This window comes from Bacillus sp. 220_BSPC (genome assembly GCF_001054655.1).
In the GTDB taxonomy this organism is placed as follows: Bacteria; Bacillota; Bacilli; order Bacillales; family DSM-1321; genus Peribacillus; species Peribacillus frigoritolerans.
In genome coordinates, this window is record NZ_JVPL01000320.1 from 1 (window position 1) to 18,078 (window position 18,078).

The 18,078-nt window shown below is 36.7% G+C and carries 13 protein-coding genes; 1 reads left to right on the forward strand and 12 read right to left on the reverse strand.

Annotated elements, in window-relative coordinates; translation table 11 throughout:
* Nucleotides 1-123 precede the first annotated feature (123 nt).
* Nucleotides 124-1,476 carry an allantoinase gene (locus ADA55_RS26605; RefSeq protein WP_048689595.1) on the reverse strand — a complete coding sequence of 451 codons (1,353 nt, stop codon included), beginning with the start codon at nt 1,474-1,476 and terminating at the stop codon, nt 124-126.
* Between the two features lie 735 nt (nt 1,477-2,211).
* Here ADA55_RS26605 and ADA55_RS26610 point away from each other — a divergent pair.
* On the forward strand, nt 2,212-3,864 hold the full coding sequence (locus tag ADA55_RS26610) for a PucR family transcriptional regulator (RefSeq protein ID WP_048689596.1): 1,653 nt from the start codon (nt 2,212-2,214) through the stop codon (nt 3,862-3,864).
* A 343-nt stretch (nt 3,865-4,207) separates the two neighbouring features.
* On the opposite strand, the gene ADA55_RS26615 is transcribed toward ADA55_RS26610, so the two are convergent.
* The 11 genes from ADA55_RS26615 to tpx all read right to left on the reverse strand — a co-directional run bounded on the left by ADA55_RS26615 (nt 4,208) and on the right by tpx (nt 17,969).
* Nucleotides 4,208-5,452, reverse strand: a complete 1,245-nt coding sequence (locus ADA55_RS26615) for an allantoate amidohydrolase (protein WP_048689597.1) — start codon at nt 5,450-5,452, stop codon at nt 4,208-4,210.
* 201 nt (nt 5,453-5,653) lie between these two features.
* On the reverse strand, nt 5,654-6,592 hold the full coding sequence (locus ADA55_RS26620; protein ID WP_048689599.1) for a sugar phosphate isomerase/epimerase family protein: 939 nt from the start codon (nt 6,590-6,592) through the stop codon (nt 5,654-5,656).
* A gap of 125 nt (nt 6,593-6,717) precedes the next feature.
* Entirely contained in the window at nt 6,718-8,475 is a 1,758-nt protein-coding gene (locus ADA55_RS26625; RefSeq protein WP_048689601.1) for a thiamine pyrophosphate-binding protein, read from the reverse strand.
* Nucleotides 8,476-9,930, reverse strand: coding sequence for a four-carbon acid sugar kinase family protein (locus tag ADA55_RS26630; RefSeq protein WP_048689604.1), 1,455 nt, complete (start codon nt 9,928-9,930; stop codon nt 8,476-8,478).
* 33 nt (nt 9,931-9,963) lie between these two features.
* A complete protein-coding gene (locus ADA55_RS26635; protein ID WP_048689607.1) occupies nt 9,964-10,911 on the reverse strand; it encodes a transketolase family protein in 948 nt (315 codons plus the stop codon).
* Between the two features lies 1 nt (nt 10,912).
* A complete protein-coding gene (locus tag ADA55_RS26640) occupies nt 10,913-11,737 on the reverse strand; it encodes a transketolase (protein ID WP_034314956.1) in 825 nt (274 codons plus the stop codon).
* Between the two features lie 272 nt (nt 11,738-12,009).
* Entirely contained in the window at nt 12,010-12,765 is a 756-nt protein-coding gene (locus tag ADA55_RS26645; RefSeq protein WP_048689611.1) for an IclR family transcriptional regulator, read from the reverse strand.
* A 167-nt stretch (nt 12,766-12,932) separates the two neighbouring features.
* Entirely contained in the window at nt 12,933-14,315 is a 1,383-nt protein-coding gene (allB, locus tag ADA55_RS26650; protein WP_048689614.1) for an allantoinase AllB, read from the reverse strand.
* 132 nt (nt 14,316-14,447) lie between these two features.
* Complete coding sequence (locus ADA55_RS26655) at nt 14,448-15,845, reverse strand: NCS1 family transporter (RefSeq protein ID WP_048689617.1); 1,398 nt, start codon at nt 15,843-15,845, stop codon at nt 14,448-14,450.
* A gap of 344 nt (nt 15,846-16,189) precedes the next feature.
* Nucleotides 16,190-16,855, reverse strand: a complete 666-nt coding sequence (locus ADA55_RS26660; RefSeq protein WP_226990553.1) for a GntR family transcriptional regulator — start codon at nt 16,853-16,855, stop codon at nt 16,190-16,192.
* A gap of 583 nt (nt 16,856-17,438) precedes the next feature.
* Entirely contained in the window at nt 17,439-17,969 is a 531-nt protein-coding gene (tpx, locus tag ADA55_RS26665) for a thiol peroxidase (protein ID WP_048689622.1), read from the reverse strand.
* Between the last annotated feature and the right edge of the window lie 109 nt (nt 17,970-18,078).

The window sequence follows — 18,078 nt, forward strand, 5'->3', positions numbered from 1 at the left end:
CGCACTTCCGCTCCAATCAACCTTAAATAGTTTCGTTTTAAAAACAACAACCTTTACGAAAAGAGCCTTTGCTTTTAAGATTGTGCAATAAGATTTTCCCCAGTCCTTTATAGCTTAACAATCCTAGATTTTAATTTTTTCCACAGTGGTAATGCTGCCATTTTCAAAAACAATAGCCCCATTGACGATCGTTGTTGTTACTTGCCCTTTAAATGTCCTGCCAACATAAGGCGACTGTTGATGGCGGTAGAACAAATCTTCCTTTTTCAGCTCGAAGCTTTTGTTCAGATTAACTATCGCCAGATCAGCGTCGCTATCAACGGCTATTATCCCTTTATGGGGATAAAGGCCAAATAACTTAGCTGGATTCGTTGATGTTAATTCAACAATTTTCCCCAGAGGAAGATTACGGTTGAAATGCCCCTCTGTCAACATAATATTGAGCGTAGATTGGGCACCGGAAATCCCACCCCAGGCACTGAAAAAGTCATCATTTATTACTTCTTTCATAGAGGCAGGTGCTGGTGAATGGTCGGATGCTATTACGTCAATTTCACCGTTTGCTACAGCTTCCCATAATTGTTCCACTTCTTCATCATCACGCAGTGGAGGGCAGCATTTTGCCAAACCTCCTTTTTCCTCTAAGTCTTTTAATGTCAAAGATAAATAATGAGGGCATGTTTCTACCGTAATATCCAGGCCTCTTTGCTTTGCCTGATTGATGACTTCCACTACTTTGCGGCTGCTCGCATGAACAATATGCAGCTTACACCCTGTAGCTTCTGCATATGAAATTATTCTTCTTACCGCTTCAATTTCGGAAATTATCGGTCTTGATTCGACGAAGTCTTTTGCAGTCGTCTTATTTTGTCTTTGTTTTTCTTGTGCAAGCTGATCACAAATGACTGTACTTTCAGCATGAACGGCTAAAAGTGAACCTACAGAGGCTATTTCTCTCATCCCTTTAAAAATCGTAATATCATCGACATGATTGAAATCGACAATTCCGCTCGGTGACATAAAAGCTTTAAATCCAATTACTCCATTTTCATCAAGTTCCTTAATATTCTCGATATTTTCTGGTATAAGTCCACCCCAAAAGCGGCAATTGACCACCGACTTTTCTTCTGAGCAAGCTCTCTTTAATGCCAAATATTCTTTATTGATTGTTGGCGGTGTACTGTTCAATGGCATATCAAAATAGGTTGTCACCCCACCTGCCGCTAAACTTCTGCTGCCAGTTTGAACACCTTCCCACTCAGTTCTGCCTGGCTCGTTGAAATGAACATGAGAATCAATTAATCCTGGGAGGATGTGCTGCCCCTCAGCATTAATTTCTCTTGTTGCTATAGCATCAATATTTTTTCCGATAGTCACTTCTTTAATTTTCCCTTCCTTAATTGCAATATCTCCTTGAACAATCGAATCAAACATTACAAGATTTCCATTTCTAATGAGTAAATCATATGTAGCCATAGGTTCATTCCTTTCTATGGGAAATCAAATTTTATAAAAACTACAAGGCCAATCCTCTTTTACAGTTGCATAATGAAGAAACGAACATCTTGCTTTGGGCTGTTGGAACGTAAATATTTGGAATGAAATACACCTATTACATTCTGAACATCGTTTTGAGATTTAGTAGATTCCACTTTCTATCAAGCAATTTTGGAAAGAATCGCATCCACCTTTATGAACAGGAAGCGAGATGCGCAGCCTTGGCTGTTATCTTGTTTTGTACGGCATTTCCTCGCCAAGGCAAAAGTGATTTTTAAATATTCAGACTCTTTTACTGACCATTTCACTTTTCCATCAATTAAGCCCCTTTAACCACATCCTCTCGTTTCTGTTGCACTTTTTAAACAAAAACAATATAGATGAACGAATGCGAGCATCGTACCTGAGAAAAATGATAGAGCAAATAATAGCTTGAGAGCAGGCAAAAACTGGCGAATTGTATGCGCTCAAAATATAAATATAGTTTCTAAATATAATAAAAAACTTGGGATTTATGGAATGTAAAAAAAAATCTTGAAAACAGTTTCATTAACCTTCAATCCTCTATACAATTGATTATAAGCGGATTCATTCACAAAATCATTATGCGATGTAAACAATTTCCATTTAAATTTTTGTCCAAATTTAACAAGATTCGTTTGCTTCCCTTTCTAGTAATAAAAACTGACAAAATGTAGAATTAGAAGGTGTATGATGAAAAAGGTAGAAGATTTATTTATCGTTGATGTGTTTCAAGAAGCCAAAATTATTGCTGGACATGCCGGACTTAAAAGGAAAGTAGAATCAATTGAGATTTCAGAAACACCAGATGCCATCAATTTTTTAGCTAAGAACTCCCTATTATTGACAACAGGATACGCTTTTAAAAACGACCCCCATGCATTATGCAATCTCATTTCCCAAATTAATGAACTTCCATGTGCAGGGATTGCCATTAAACTTAAAAGATTCATTGATAAGATCCCGCAGGATGTAATCGAATTGGCTGACTCATTAGAATTTCCAATCATTCAAATTCCAGAGACATTAACATTAGGTGCGGTTGCTCATCAATTATTAAGCTTTATATGGGATAACCAAATTGAAGAGTTATTCTATGCGATGCATATTCACAAGGAATTTACCAATATGATGATAAAAGGCTACAGTCTGAATTCTTTAATTGAAAATCTTGGCTCCCTATTAAAATGTCCTGTTCTCCTACTTGATCCTATTGGTGATGTGACATCCTTTTCTCATCATTTTCGTACAGGAAATATGAAAATCGTTATGAAAAATGTTCAAGAACACATTAAACGTGATATAGAAACATACCTAGAGAAAAACCAGCTCACAATCGACATCCAAAATACGGATATTTCTATAAAAATGTTTCGGGTGAAAACAATGCGTCCCTATCCCTATTTTCTATTAATTCTTGACCCTGAGAAGCTTTCATACCCATCATCACAATTAGCTATAGAACAAGCATCAACAGTCATTTCATTCACGCTGCTTAAAAACGAGGCTATTAGAGAAAACAGCCGTTTGTTAGAAAATAACTTTTTTGCTTCCCTTGTTGATGGAAAGATTTCTAACAAACAAGAAATTATTCATAGGGGAAAACAGCATGGCTTAATCGACAATATGAAATACGTATGCATTGTATGTAAGATTGATGATGATAAACAAAACGCTTTACAAAAAAGTGCAGACATAATGAATAGATTATACGACTATTTATATAAATTTTTACATAAATCATTTTTAAAAATAGATACTAACAACATCGTTTTTATGAAAGATGGATATTTTGTTATTTTGATGCAAGCTCCTCTGAATATTAATGATTCGATTAAAAGCATAATAGAAGAAAGGCTGAAGGAATTTCAGAATGAGGCTTATTCAAATCTAAAAATTTCGTTGTCGTTTGGAGTTGGTAACTTTTCTAATGACCTTACCTATATCCACCTTACATATGAAGAGGCAGTGGAAGCATGGACAAATGGGGCTGAACTGTTTCAAAATAAATTTATCAACTTTTACGAAACCAAGCAATTAATCGAACTGATTCGGTTAATTCCCGAAAAAGATTTAAAAAAATTTTATGAAAATACTTTACGTTCTCTATCCTACCCGAAAAATAAAGATGAAAAAGACTTAGTTAATACCTTATTGGTATATTTGGATAATAATTGTGAACTTGCTATTACATCCAGGAAACTGTTTGTTCACCGTAATACCGTTAAATACCGAATTGCCAAATGTGAGGACATGTTGAATTATTCCGTTCATGATTCAAAAAACTCACTTCATTTACGTATAGCTTTACTCATGAGTTCAATTTTCAGGGGTAATAGTGATTAATAAGATATTGTAATTACTACTAAAGTAGATATTGACTGAAGGTAAACTGCCCACGCAGACAGAGATCAATATAAAGAGTAAATCTAGACTTTATTTTCTGGAAGTGTCTTGGATTATGGAGGAATCCAGGAATTTCAGTGGCTTTTTTATGAACATACAGAACTCCTTTTATTACATTGGATCATTGTCGATACGCATGACTATTTCATCGAATGAAGGCTCTCTGTCCTAAAATTGAAATGTATTCATTTTGAAAAAACTCGTGATCCGATACAGTCGGATCACGAGTTTTTTTTGTAAGTTCTCTTTTAGTTGATAGCCAAAACTTATAAGTTCCTCAATATTATTTTGTGGCTATCTTAATCACTGTAGAGTAAAGGACTCTAGCTCCTGCACCCATATCCTCTACAGTCACGAATTCATCAGGGTGATGACTAAGACCATCTTTACAACGAACGAAAATCATTGCAACATTCGTTACATCCGCCATAGCCATTGCATCGTGACCAGCACCGCTTACAAGACTGATGGCACTGCCTTCCAGTTCGCTAATGGACTCCTCGATTACTTTAATCAATTGTTCATCACAGTATACAGGATCGGCTTCCATGACCTGTTCAAAATGAATTTGGAGTCCTCTAGCTTTTGCTACTCTTTCACTTTCAGTTAATATGGCATCAATGGCTTTTTTCTTACGATCCACATTTAAATCACGGATATCCAGCGTTCCTGTTACAAGGCCAGGTATTACATTACTAGCACCCGGGCTTACAGTAAGTTTACCGATGGTCGCCACTAATGGTTCATTTTGGATAGCGATGTTCTCAATGTAGGAAATGAGATCACTAGCTCCTAAAAGCGCATCTTGTCTAAGGGCAACAGGAACTGTTCCTGCATGTCCAGGTTTCCCGATAATTTCAAAATAGAATCTTGTAGCACCAGCAATCCCACGAACTATGCCGACAGGTTCATTCTCCTTCTCAAGCACAGGCCCCTGTTCGATATGAAGTTCCAAATAAGCGAGAAGTTCTTCTGGAGTACGACTAGCGTTTTTATAAGCATATGGGTCAGCAATACCAATTCCTTTTAACGCTTCAGCAATTGTTATTCCTTGTTCATCTGCTCTTTCTAAATCTTCAGCAGTAAAAGTTCCTGCAATTGCTTTACTACCAAGGAACGTTGAGTGAAACCTTACTCCTTCCTCATCACAAAAACCTACCACTTCGATTGGATTGTATAATATAATGCCATTATCCTTAAGAGTTTGAACAACTTCTATTCCAGTTATAACTCCTAAAATACCATCATATTTACCTGCTTCAATCACGCTATCTAAATGTGAACCAATCATTAAAACTGGAGCTGCAGGATTTTTCCCTTCATAACGTCCGATTATATTATTAAGAGCATCTTTTCTTACCGTCATCCCAGCTGCTTTCATCCACTCTTCAACTAGACTTTCTGCTTTTAAACTTTCCACTGTGAAAGGTAGTCTAGTGACACCAACAGATGTGGATGAACAAGCTGCAAGTTCTTCGGTTCTAGTGTTGATTCTTATAGCATCAACATCCTTCTGAAGTTTAACCAATCGATCACTTCCCTGCCAATTTAATCTCTAAGAAAAATTTTTGTTATTTAAATCCAGTTATTTAATGCAATGTCATATTAACACCTTATTTAGTCGTTGCTCAATAGGAATTCTGCATGATAAGCTAATTAAAAGTTAGATTAAACGGTGACAAGCAAAAGCACTTGTCACCGTTTAATACATATCGTACATATATATAGGCTAACTAACTAAACGCCCTTTTTTCGAATGTAATAATGACCATGCATCAACGAGAGTACGTTTTGACTGTGCAATTACAATATCAGATGATTCTGTACCGACAGGTTTTACTTCAAAAGCGACTATATTCTTTATACCTTCACCGATGTAACCAATATCTAATAGAGATCGTAAATACTCCGCTAATTCAGGAACATCAACTTCACTTCCTGGATATCCGAAACGCGGATGCTGATCGCCGTAAGCAGGATCAGAAGTATCTTTAATATAGCAATTTCCGATATGGGCATGGTTAATATAATCACGAGCTACCGTTAATGCATCATGAGACGTTTCACGTTGCATTGGTAAATGACTTAAATCAAGCATTAAACCGAAAGTGGGATCTACCTTACGAACTTCTTTTGCAACTTCAACAGCAAGTTTATTCGAACCGATTAGACATTTCTTATCAGTTTCATCATCAAATGTTTCAAGTGAGAGTACTAAATCACCTTTAGATTTTGCATAATCGCATAATTCTTTGATAGAATTCGTTAGTAATTGTAAGGCAACATCTTGTTGAGTATCTGGTTTAGCCCCACTTAAGAAACCAAGTTTAGCAGCATTTACTTCGTAAGCCTGGTCAATTCCGCCTTTTACTAAATCGATAGCCCTCCTACGCTCAGCTTCATCAAAAGAATTAAGGTTTCCTTTGTTTCTTAATAGAATCGGTTGTGCACCAAATCCTACATTCATTCCACCGGATTGTAAAATTTGAGCAGCCTCTTTACGTTCTTCAGGATTATTAATAGAAGTAATTTCAATTCCAGAGAAAAAATCATCTTGTACAATTTTCTTAATTGTTTCAACAGCTGGGCCATCTCCACCCATTGTTTCCGGATAAGCCATAAAGTGAACAATTCCGACTTTCATAGAATTATGAAGATTTGCTGACATAGTTTCGCCGATTTTTCGGCTTCCCTCCTTTAATAAACCCATTATTTAAGTACAGTCAATATGTCTTTTGAAGCAATAGGTTATATCCCATTGCTTCAAAAAATCACTTCCATCAAGAGTGATGATTATTTAGAATAATCAATTTTTTCAGAGTATTTGAAGCCGTTAAGTGCACCGTTATTAGAGAATTCACATGCGTTCTTAGGATCTGGATCAACTATAACTTCGATTAAATATGGTTTACCTGAGTCTACTGCACGTTGCAGAGCTGGTTTGATATCATCATAATGTGTAACAAGCTCACCACGAACACCCATACCTTCAGCCGTTTTAACAAAGTCGATTCCTCGCTCTTCATTATCACATAATTCATTTTTGTAAATTAAGTCCGTAGAAATTTGACGTTCATTATAGAACCAGTTTTGTTGTTGACGAATTAATCCCATTAATGAGTTATTCATACAGAAAATAATGACCGGAATATCATGCTTTGCAGCTGTAGCAATATCTTGTAATGACATCCCTAAGCTTCCATCACCAAGGATGTTTACACTTTGTCTTTCAGGAAATGCAAGTTTCGCTGCCATTGCTGCACCAAGGCCCCAACCCATTGTCCCCGCACCACCAGTTAATAAGTATGTTCTTGGTACATACGTTTCAAATAATTGAGAGGACCAGATTTGGCTGATACCGCAGTCATGTGATACGAAGGCATCGCGATCTAAGAATTCACGAAGCTCTCGCAATGCACGCTCTTGTCTGATTGGAAGTGTTGTGTAATCCGTTTTACGTGCCCATTTCTTACGCTCTTCAGTTAAGTTAACTCTAGTACCTACTTCGGCAGTTGCAGCTACATGAGCACCAAGTGCTTTATGGGCTTCTGCAAGTTTAACCATGAATGTTTTAACATCAGAAACGATACCTAAAATCGTTGGTACAACTTTACCAATTTCCTTATTATCAAGATTTACATGGATGATTTTCTTACCGTTTTGTGTGAATACCGACACATTACCAGTTGAACGATCAGCGAAACGTCCGGCAAGGTTGATGACTAAGTCAGCTTCAACAATTGTTTTGTTACCGAATGGAGTATCAAGCATCGTTCCCATACGTCCAGCGAATAAAGGGTGATCGTTAGGGAAAGTATCCATCCCCATGCCAGAAGTTACTACAGGGATTTGCAGTTCTTCAGCTAACGCTTTCAATTCATTGGTAGCGTTTGCAATGTTGACCCCTCCACCAGAAAGTAAGACCGGTCTTTTGGCATCTTTTAATAATTCCAATGTTTTCTCTATATCAGCGTCAGAAGCTTGTGGTAAGTTATCGACTGGAGTAGAACCGATAAGCACATCTAAGTCGACTTCTATTTCAACTTTTTGTTGATCAACTGGTAAATCAAGAAGAACTGGACCTTTTCTGCCAGTAGTAGCTGTTACCCATGCTTCATGGATAAATTCAGCAGCTTTCGAACCGTCAGTTAAACGGTACGCAGCTTTCGTTACAGGCTTTGCCATTTCAACGATAGGCGCTTCTTGGAATTGCATGGTTCCAATTAAACTATTTTTTTGTTGACCGGTAATGGCTATCATTGGAATGGAATCCATCCATGCACCGTAAAGGCCGGTTAAGAAGTTAGTTCCGCCAGGACCTGAAGTGGCAGCACATACGCCCACTTCACCAGTTGCTCTTGAATAACCATCAGCCATGAAAGCCCCCGTTTGCTCGTGACGAACTATATATGATTCAATTTTAGTTAATTCTTTAATTGCATCATAGAATGGTAAAATTGCAGCTCCCGGTACACCGTAAACATGTTTCACCCCTCTTTTTTCTAAATACAAGGCAATTAACTCAGCAGCTGTCATTTTTTGTTTAGCCATTTATATCTCTCCCTTTTGATCCTTTTTTATATTTTCAAAGATTTGAGCAATTGAATCTTTATCCCCAACGTTGCCTGGAAATACGATATAAGGTGTATCTTTGAACTTAGCTTCACTTCCGGTTAACCATACTGGAACACCGGCGATCGCTTGCCCTAAAATTTTTGCATATTTAATATCTAAGCCGTCAGTTGCCACATCACTCGAAGTTATACCGCCTTTTGCCATGATGAATTTCGGCTTTACTTTTAGTGAGCGAATAACTTTAACTAAACAACTTGAAACAGTTTGACTAATCTTCAAGTTTTCTTCCTTATCTTTCGCACTAATTAAATCTCTACTCGTATATACAAGCGTATCGCGATTAGAAGAAATATTTTGATCTACTAATTGACATACTCGTGTTAGCTCTTCAATTCTTGTTTCTTTATTTAGAACTTTCACAACATTCATTTCGATTTGTTCAATCGGGTATTTATTCATTAGTTCCTTAATTTGTTCCGTAGTTTTATTCGTGTGAGAACCTACTATAATAAATCCACCATTGTTTTGGCTTTCATCATTTGAAACAATCTCATTAGCTGATAAATATGGACGATCCTGAATTCCCGCAATCGATTTTACAATGGATGCTGCAGTTCTAAACAAGAATTGCTTGCCAGAATCAATTGCTTTAAGGACAGCTAATGATACGATGTCTAAATCATAGTAAGATATAGCATTTACTATAATAGGAGTATTATTGTTAGCAGATTGTAAAATCTCATAAACTCTATCAATGCCGCCATTGTGAATATCTTCCAGTGAAATGATCAATGCTGACTCTGAAGCTACGCTTCCATTTGTCTTTTCTTCAATCCATTTCGGCAAATTAGCGGTTTTGAAACCGAAAACGGAATCATTCGCAAATTCTGTTTCATTTACTGGGACAAGCTGGCCTTCCATACCTAAATAATGAATATTATCTATGGTGTAACGATGTGCTTCAAAAAAAGCCGGAATGATTAAATGACCTGAAATTTGTACATCAGCAGTTTTTAATAATTCATCTTGGAGCACATTAATTTCAAGTGGATAATGCCCTCTTAATGTTGAGTCACTTCTACTGATAATTGAATAATTGATTCCCATTTCCTGAGTAACGTCAACAATGTTTTGGACAATCTCCCTATTGATCTTTTCCGTCTTTTCTGCATTATAACTTCTTGTGTTTGTTAAAATATAAAGTACACTTCTCTCATCAGATAATCCTTTTTTAATCCAGTCTTTTCCCCAGTCCGTGATGACAAAAATATCATGTACCGTTTGGACACCGGTTGGATCATCATCTAAAACGATAAACTTATGTTTTGTTTGATTTAAATGTGCTTTGATTTCAGCACGAAGGCTGTCATCCGATTTAGAGAAGAGGTCTAAAGTATCCTTTAAACTTAGATATTGGGTTGCGTTTGACAAAAACCCTCCCCCTTTCATTATCTAAAAATGTGATTAGCTAGTTACTCTATGCCCTAATAATTCATTTGCAGTAGAAATAATACGGTGTGCTCTTAATTCAAATAAATCAAGTAATTCATCCATTTTTCCAGAAACCCCAAAACGGTCATTTGTACCGATTCTTCTTAATTTAGCTGGTTGGCTTTCCGACAATACTTCAGCAACAGCACTACCTAATCCACCTATAATTGAATGCTCTTCAACTGTGATGACATGTTTTGTTTTCGCAGCAGATGCAATAATGGCTTCTTTATCAATAGGTTTAATTGTATGGATGTGTAAAAGTTCGGCGCTTACGCCTTGCTTTTCCAATTCACCTGCCGCTTTTAGTGATTCATCAAGCATTATCCCAGTACTGATGATTGTAATATCAGATCCTTCACGGTATTTAATTGCTTTACCTATTTTGAATGGTTCTTCTTTTTTGGTAACGATCGGTACTGGTAATTTGCCAACTCGGAGGTAAATTGGTCCTTCATGGTAATAAGCAGCTTCTACTGCTTTTTCCATTTCCACCGCATCAGCTGGAACAATTACAGTCATACGTGGAAGTGATCGCATTAAAGAAATATCTTCAAGCGGTAAATGTGTTGCACCTTCTTGAGCAGCTGATGTACCAGCGTTATGACCGACAATTTTCACATTGTTATTTGAATAACAGACTGAAATTCTCATTTGATCAAATGCGCGCCCAGTAAGGAAGTTTGCATAAGCATTGGCAAATGGTACTTTACCCGCCACTGCCATACCGGCTGCGGTACCTACTAAATCACATTCAGAAATACCGATGTTGAAAAAGCGTTCTGGAAATCTATTTTTATATAGATTTGTCATATTCGATTTTGCGCAGTCCGCGTCAAGTACCACTAAATTGTCATGTTTTTCTCCAAGTCTAATTAGTGCATCAGCAAAACCTTTACGTGGTGCTTCTTGATTTGCCATCTTAAGCCAACTCCTTTAAAGCGATTTCTAATTGCTCATCATTCGGAGCCATTCCATGCCAATCATGGGTATCTTCCATAAATGAAACTCCCTTGCCTTTAACCGTATGAGCTAGAATTGCAGTAGGTCTGCCTTTAGTGCGTTTAGCTTCTTTATACGCTTCATTAACTGCATGAATATCATGACCATCAATTTCAACAACGTGCCAACCGAAAGCTCTAAATTTATCACCAAGATTTTTTACACCTTTTACATTTTCAACAAAATCATCAAGTTGAATTTTGTTCCAGTCAATAATCGCACAAACGTTATCAAGATTGTAATGTGCAGTTGTCATTGCCGCTTCCCAAACTTGACCTTCTTGTAATTCTCCATCACCTATCATGCAATATGATCTTCTATTGCTGCCATCCAGTTTTGCAATTAATCCAACGCCATTAGCTACCGATAATCCTTGACCAAGTGATCCTGAAGATATGTCTACACCTGGAATATGCTCTCCACATGGATGTCCATGTAACCTACCGTCAACATCCCTGAAGGTCATTAACTCTTCAACCGGGAAGAAACCTTTTTCAGCTAATACTGAATAAAATACAGGTGTACAATGCCCCTTAGATAAGAAGAAACAATCTCGGTCTTGCCAATCTGGGTTGTCGGGATCAACATTCATGTGTTCAAAAAATAGGACGGACATTAATTCAGTTGCCGATAAAGAACCACCGGGATGACCACTTCCTGCATGGTTCGTCATTTTAACTATGTGCCGACGAATTGTTTTCGTTAGATTATTATAAAATTCGCCTTTCTCTTTAGAAAAATCCATTATTTACTCCTCCTTTTAGTCGCATAATAAGCAACGCAGTTCCATTAAATGATTAAAAAAATAAAAATAAGTAATTTGTTGCTTATTAACTAACCTTGTTTCTTATTTTGATATTATCACCGTTTTTTGAATATTTCAAGTATTTTACCATTAAATTTTTTATAAAATTTTCGTAGGACAAAACACCAATGTTCCTATTCGAAGATAAACTTGATTCAATAAATTTCCACAAAAAAAGAATTGGTCTTATACCAATTCTTTTTCACATTAATTTAATTATCTGTATAACCAAGCCTCTTGGAAATCTTTTTACCAATATCCATTATAATTGGTTTAATTTCAGTTAATCTTTCTTCAGTCATTCGGATGCTTGGTCCTGATATACTAACAGCAGCGGTAATTTTCTTCCGATTATCAAAAATTGGCGCTGCAATACAGGTGATTCCTTGTTCATTTTCTTCAATTTCCATACCAATACCTTCGTTCCTTATTTTTCCCAATTCTTTAAAAAAGGATTCTTTATCGGTAATCGTTTGTTCAGTATGTTTTGGTAAACCATGCTTGTCAATTATATCTACGATCTCATTTAATGGCAGATGGGCCAAGATTACCTTCCCAACTGCCGTACAATGCATTGGGGCACGTCTCCCTACTTGTGAATGTGTTCTAAGGGTTTCACTTCCCTCAAGTTTTTCAATATAGATTACCTCTCCTTGATCATATACGGTCAAGTGGATCACTTCATTAATATGTGATTCTAACTCTTCCAGAAATGGTTTAGCTTGAGTTCTCAAGTCAATAGATTCAAGCAGCATCGAACTTAATTCTAAATATTTATAGCCTAATCTATATTTTTTAGTTTCAGGATTTTGTTCGATGAATCCATGATCTACAAGAGTACTTAATAATCTGAATATAGAGCTTTTATTTAAATCTAGGTTGGAGGCCAGCTCAGTAACCCCAATCCCTTCTTTACGCTTGCTCACTAATGAAATAATTGTTAATGCCCTATCTACTGACTTAACCATTTATATTAACCTCCGATTAAATCCTATATTACTGATCCTGTTTCTTTATTTTACCACAAGAGCAATACCTAGACATAATACCAGTCAAAAAATAAACCAAAAAAGAAGGTATGACGCCATTAAGGGCAACTAAAGTGCCCTTTTGGGTCAACCTTCTTTACATAACTTTATGCTTGTACGAAACTATTTTTTGCCGAAATGAACTTCCCAATTGGATGACTAACAATCCCTTTCTCAAAATCAAATACTAGTTGTCCTCTTACAAACGTTTTCGTCACTCGACAGTTAATCTGTCTTCCAACATAAGGGCTATGTTGATGACGGTAATACAAATCTTCTGGCTGAATGGTGTATGATTTATTTGGATCAAGAAGAATGATATCAGCGTCATAGGAAACTTTAATGCTTCCTTTATTTCTTAAGTTGAATATTTCTGCAGGTTTTGTCGCAATCATCTTTGAAAAATCACTTACAGAAACCCCACGTTTCTTAACAGCCTCGTCAAACATTAAATCAACATTATTTTGGCAACCACTAATCCCTCCCCACACTTCAAACATATTATTGGTGTTGCTCTGCTTCATTTCTGGAGGACATGGGGAATGGTCTGAGGCCAGGATATCAATTTTCCCTTCCTTAAGAGCTTCCCATAATTTATCTTGTTCTGTTTTAGTACGAAGCGGTGGGGCGCATTTCGCAACAGGTCCTATCCTTTCAAAGGTTTCCATATCCAACGTGAAATAGTGAGGACACGATTCTATCGTAACCTCTTGGCCTAGTTTACGTGCTTTAAGGATTTCTTCAACAGCCTCTTCACTGCTAATATGAACAAAATGTAATTTGCATCCAGTCTCTTTACCCAATAACAAAGCACGTTTTACAGCATCAACCTCAGTAAAAATAGGGCGGGACTCTAAATAATCTCTTGCTGTTGTCTTCCCTTGTTTTTTCTTTTCAATTGCCAGTTTATCAGTAAGCTCTGCATTCTCAGCATGTATAGATAAAATATGCCCCAATTCCGATAGTTTTTTCATACCTTGATATAGAGTAAAATCATCAACATTTTTAAAATCTCCAATTTCCTCACTGCCACATGTTGCCATAAAACATTTGAAGGCCACAACACCTTCGTTAGAAAGGTCCTCTAAATCTTGGAGATTATCAGGAACTAATCCACCATACAAAGCATAATCAACATACGCCTTATTTTCAGCAGATCTTAATTTTAAATGCAGTGAACTCTTTGTAGTCGTTGCCGGCAAAGCGTTTAATGGCATATCTACAAATGATGTTGTCCCTCCTGCAGCCAGTGCTTGAGTTCCTGTTTCAAACCCTTCCCACTCCGTTCTGCCTGGCTCGCAAATATGGACATGGGCATCTATCATCCCAGGCATGACATATTGATGAGCAGCATCTATGATTTCAGCAGATTCTCCGGCTATTTCTTTTGAAATTTCTGCAATTTTACCATGAAGTATACCGATATCTAGTTGTTCCACTGTATTTTCAATTACTACATTTCCGTTCTTTATAACTAAATCAAACTTCATTCTCCCAACCCCTTTTTGCAATTTTCAGTATATTGACATTGTTCAATTGCCTTGTTTATTTCATCCTCAGATTGCATCAATCCATTATAAATAGACAGAGAGAATAACCCCCGGAAACATAGAAATACAGGTTTACTTTTCAAAAATAGTACCCTTTTTGAATTTTGAATCTTTAAATGCAAATTTCATCAAAAGCAAATATGCACTGCCTCCCACAACAACGCCGATAATCCATGCCAGCTCCACTTTCAAACAAGCTGCACCGGCGCCGATTAGCAATGCAAGCACCGCTGCTGGATTATACCCGGCAAATGGACCGTCTTCCTTATACAAATCTGCAACATTCACCTTTTGCTTCCTTAATATATAATATTCGACTAATAATATAGAAACAATCGGTCCTAAAAATGCGGAATATATAAGAATGAAGATTCCAAGACCCTTTGCCGAAGAATCCTGCACAAGAACCCAAGGGAATGAACAAAATGCAAGCAGTCCGGTTATGGTAACTGCAGGTTTATATTTCATTTTTGTAAGCAATGTAATAACATAGGTTGGCGGAATAATATTGGCAACCATGTTTACTGCCACCGCACCCAAAACAATGAATGCGGATACAAAGAGGGTAATATACGAGTTATCCACCACGACCGCAAACGCTTTCACAGGATTGTTGATGCCGGTTGCGGAAGCAAGCATTCCACCGATTGTAAGTGTCAAGCCGTATGCTGTTAAAATAGGAAGAAAGTACAATAAACCGCGTTTTTTGTCGCTAATACCGGTTTTTAGCTCTCTTGAATAGTCCGCTGCACTTAAAAAGATAGCCGCATAATTCCCCATAAACATCATGATCAATGCAAAGAAAGGTAAGCCCCATGATCCTTCTGCATGAACCCATTTTTCTGCAATAACATCGCTATAGGAGGTAAGTAGAACGCCAAATACATAGAGAAGCGCAAGTACAATAACAATAGACGCAAGCGTTTCCACCCATTTAATGGCATGGAATCCATACAGCGAAAGCCCAATTTGCACCAACTGCAGCACGACAAAGCAAATGGCAACATTATCAAAGGCGCCGCCCGTCATAATCTTCGCAATTTCATTTAAGGCAGTACCGCCAATCCAACTTTGAAAACCGTACCAAACGATGGCGGGAATACCGCGCATCAGTGATGATATTACGGAACCTTTCAGGCCAAAGGACATTCTAAGCTGTACAACATATGGGATACCCGTTCTGTATCCGAGCCTATCATTTAAAGCAAAAACAGTTGAAATGATACCAATTGCCATGATAGCTGCGGCAAATGTCTGAAAGATGTTTAACGTAGCGATTCCCGCTACAATCATACTGGCTCCAAGCGTCATATTACCTAGATTAACACCGTCACCAACCCACATGAAAATATAGTCTACCGGACTTACCGTCCTACCTTCCTCGGTTTTCGGATTAAGTGATTCATCCACACCCGTATCATGTTGGATCTGCGTTTCTTGTGGAACGTAACTTTCTAAATTTGTAGACATGATACATCCAACCCCTTTTTTATTGTTTGCCGCATTTTAATGCATTGGTTAACAAGTTAGGTCTTAGATGTTTGCCAAGGCTATGATATGATACAAACTTCCTTCTAAGTGGTCTTTTCTGTTCATCATTCACAGGAATTAAAATGCGAATTTGTTTTGTTAAAAGTACTATTTACCATCGAACACCCGATGGCTCGTCGCACATTAAGCAACAGCGTTTCAGTTAAATTGCAAAAAAAACCACATGACAACACTTTAAATTTGAAAATGCTTTCGAAGGACTGTATCACCTCCTTAAAAACCTTACCGGTAAGCGCTTTCAATAACTGAATATCAAATTACAATTAAAGAAATATATCTGACAAGGAAGATGAGATCTGTAATTCCTCATTAAAATGCAGATTCGACTCAATTTCACTAAGATGAATGAGAGATAAGCGTTCTGCAAGATCACCATCCCTTTGCTTAATGGCATTAAAAATTTGCAAATGATCGTGAGAACCACATGTTTCCATTTTACCTCTTCCATAGATTGCTATAATCACATAAGTTAGGGAAATTAAGTCTTCCAGATATTGATAAAAATACGAATTCCCTGCGATTTCAGCTATTTTCAAATGAAAATCCCCAGATATTTTTAAAGATTCATAAAAATCCAGACTACCATAAATATGTCGTTCTTCTTCTACCAGAGTCTCTAGTTCTTTTAATTGTTGCTCGTTATAGAGGCTGCATGCTCTTCGCACTGCTTCCCCTTCTAAGATTCTCCTCATTTCAAATACTTCTTTTGCTTCTTCAATTGTTGAACAGGAGACAAAGGTACCTTTATGCTCTTTAATTTTCACTAATTTTTCATATTCCAATCTGCGCAGAACATTTCGAACAGGGGTACGGCTTACGCCAAACGATTCAGCAAGATCCTTTTCTATGAGTTGCATATTTGGCCGAAGCTTTTGCTGGATAATAGCTTGCTTGATTTTTTTATAGATATCTATTTCTAAACTATTCAACACTTTATACCTCCCCTCAATGAAGAATTCAAAATTGAATGCAGTATTGTATACAATACTGGGTAAAAAAATTTGAACTGGATGATTGTACTAAATTTTATAATCCTGATCATTTAAATTAAGTTGTTTAAAATGCTTCAATCTGTCTGTTTTCAAAGAACATTGCCAAAAATCAAAAGATCTAGTCACTCTTCCTGCCCCTCAATAAGCAACACCGTTTCAATCAGTGAGTAAAATATAACATTTTATTCTATATTTCACTTTTTTATACTATCACCACTAATTTAGTTTTTCAACAAAAAAATGTAAAATTCAGAATATTCCCATCTCCTTATTAACATAAAATAAATACTATTATAGCAGGATGCAATTTTTTAACTTAAACCTATTCCTTTAAGGTAATAACAACTTTTGCACCTCACCACCCCATTATTACATATAGGAGAAGAGGCTGACCTTGTGTATGTGTAAGGCAGCCTTTCTACTGAGAAAAAAAGATTTTAATGCAGTAACATTTTACTTCTTAGGATTAATGAAAAAACAATATGCGTTCTTTAAATCATGAGTATATTGTTTACTTATATCACTTTTTAACTTTTATAAATGACTTAATTGCTTGTATAGCTGCTTCATAGTTCGGATGTTCCGTAATTTCCGGAACGTATTCAACATACTGTACGACATCATTTTCATCTACAACGAATACTGCACGGCATTCTAAACGATGTTCCTTTATATATGTGCCATAAGCTGTTCCAAATGACATCTTAAAATGATCTGAAAGGGTTTGGGCTTGTTCTATTCCTGCTGCTCCACACCATCTTTTTTGTGCAAATGGAAGATCTACACTAATTGTTAACACTTCTACATCATTTCCTAGATTGCTAGCTAATTGGTTAAATTGCCGTGTTTGTGCGTCACATACTCCTGTATCAAGAGAGGGAACACATGAGATAAGGCGGACTTTCCCTTTTGAATCTTCAAGTGTAACTTTTGAGAGATCGTTTGCTAACACTTCAAAATTTGGCGCTTTATCCCCAACACGAATTTCACTCCCAATCAACGTAACTGGATTTCCAGCAAATGTTACTATTCTTGATCTTTCTATAGACATATTATTTTTCCTCCTATTACCTTAGCAATTCTTCTAAAAAAAGTTATCTTCAACGATAAGCAGTATAGCCATAAATTATGTGGTTAAAGGGTTTATCCATGTGTATAAA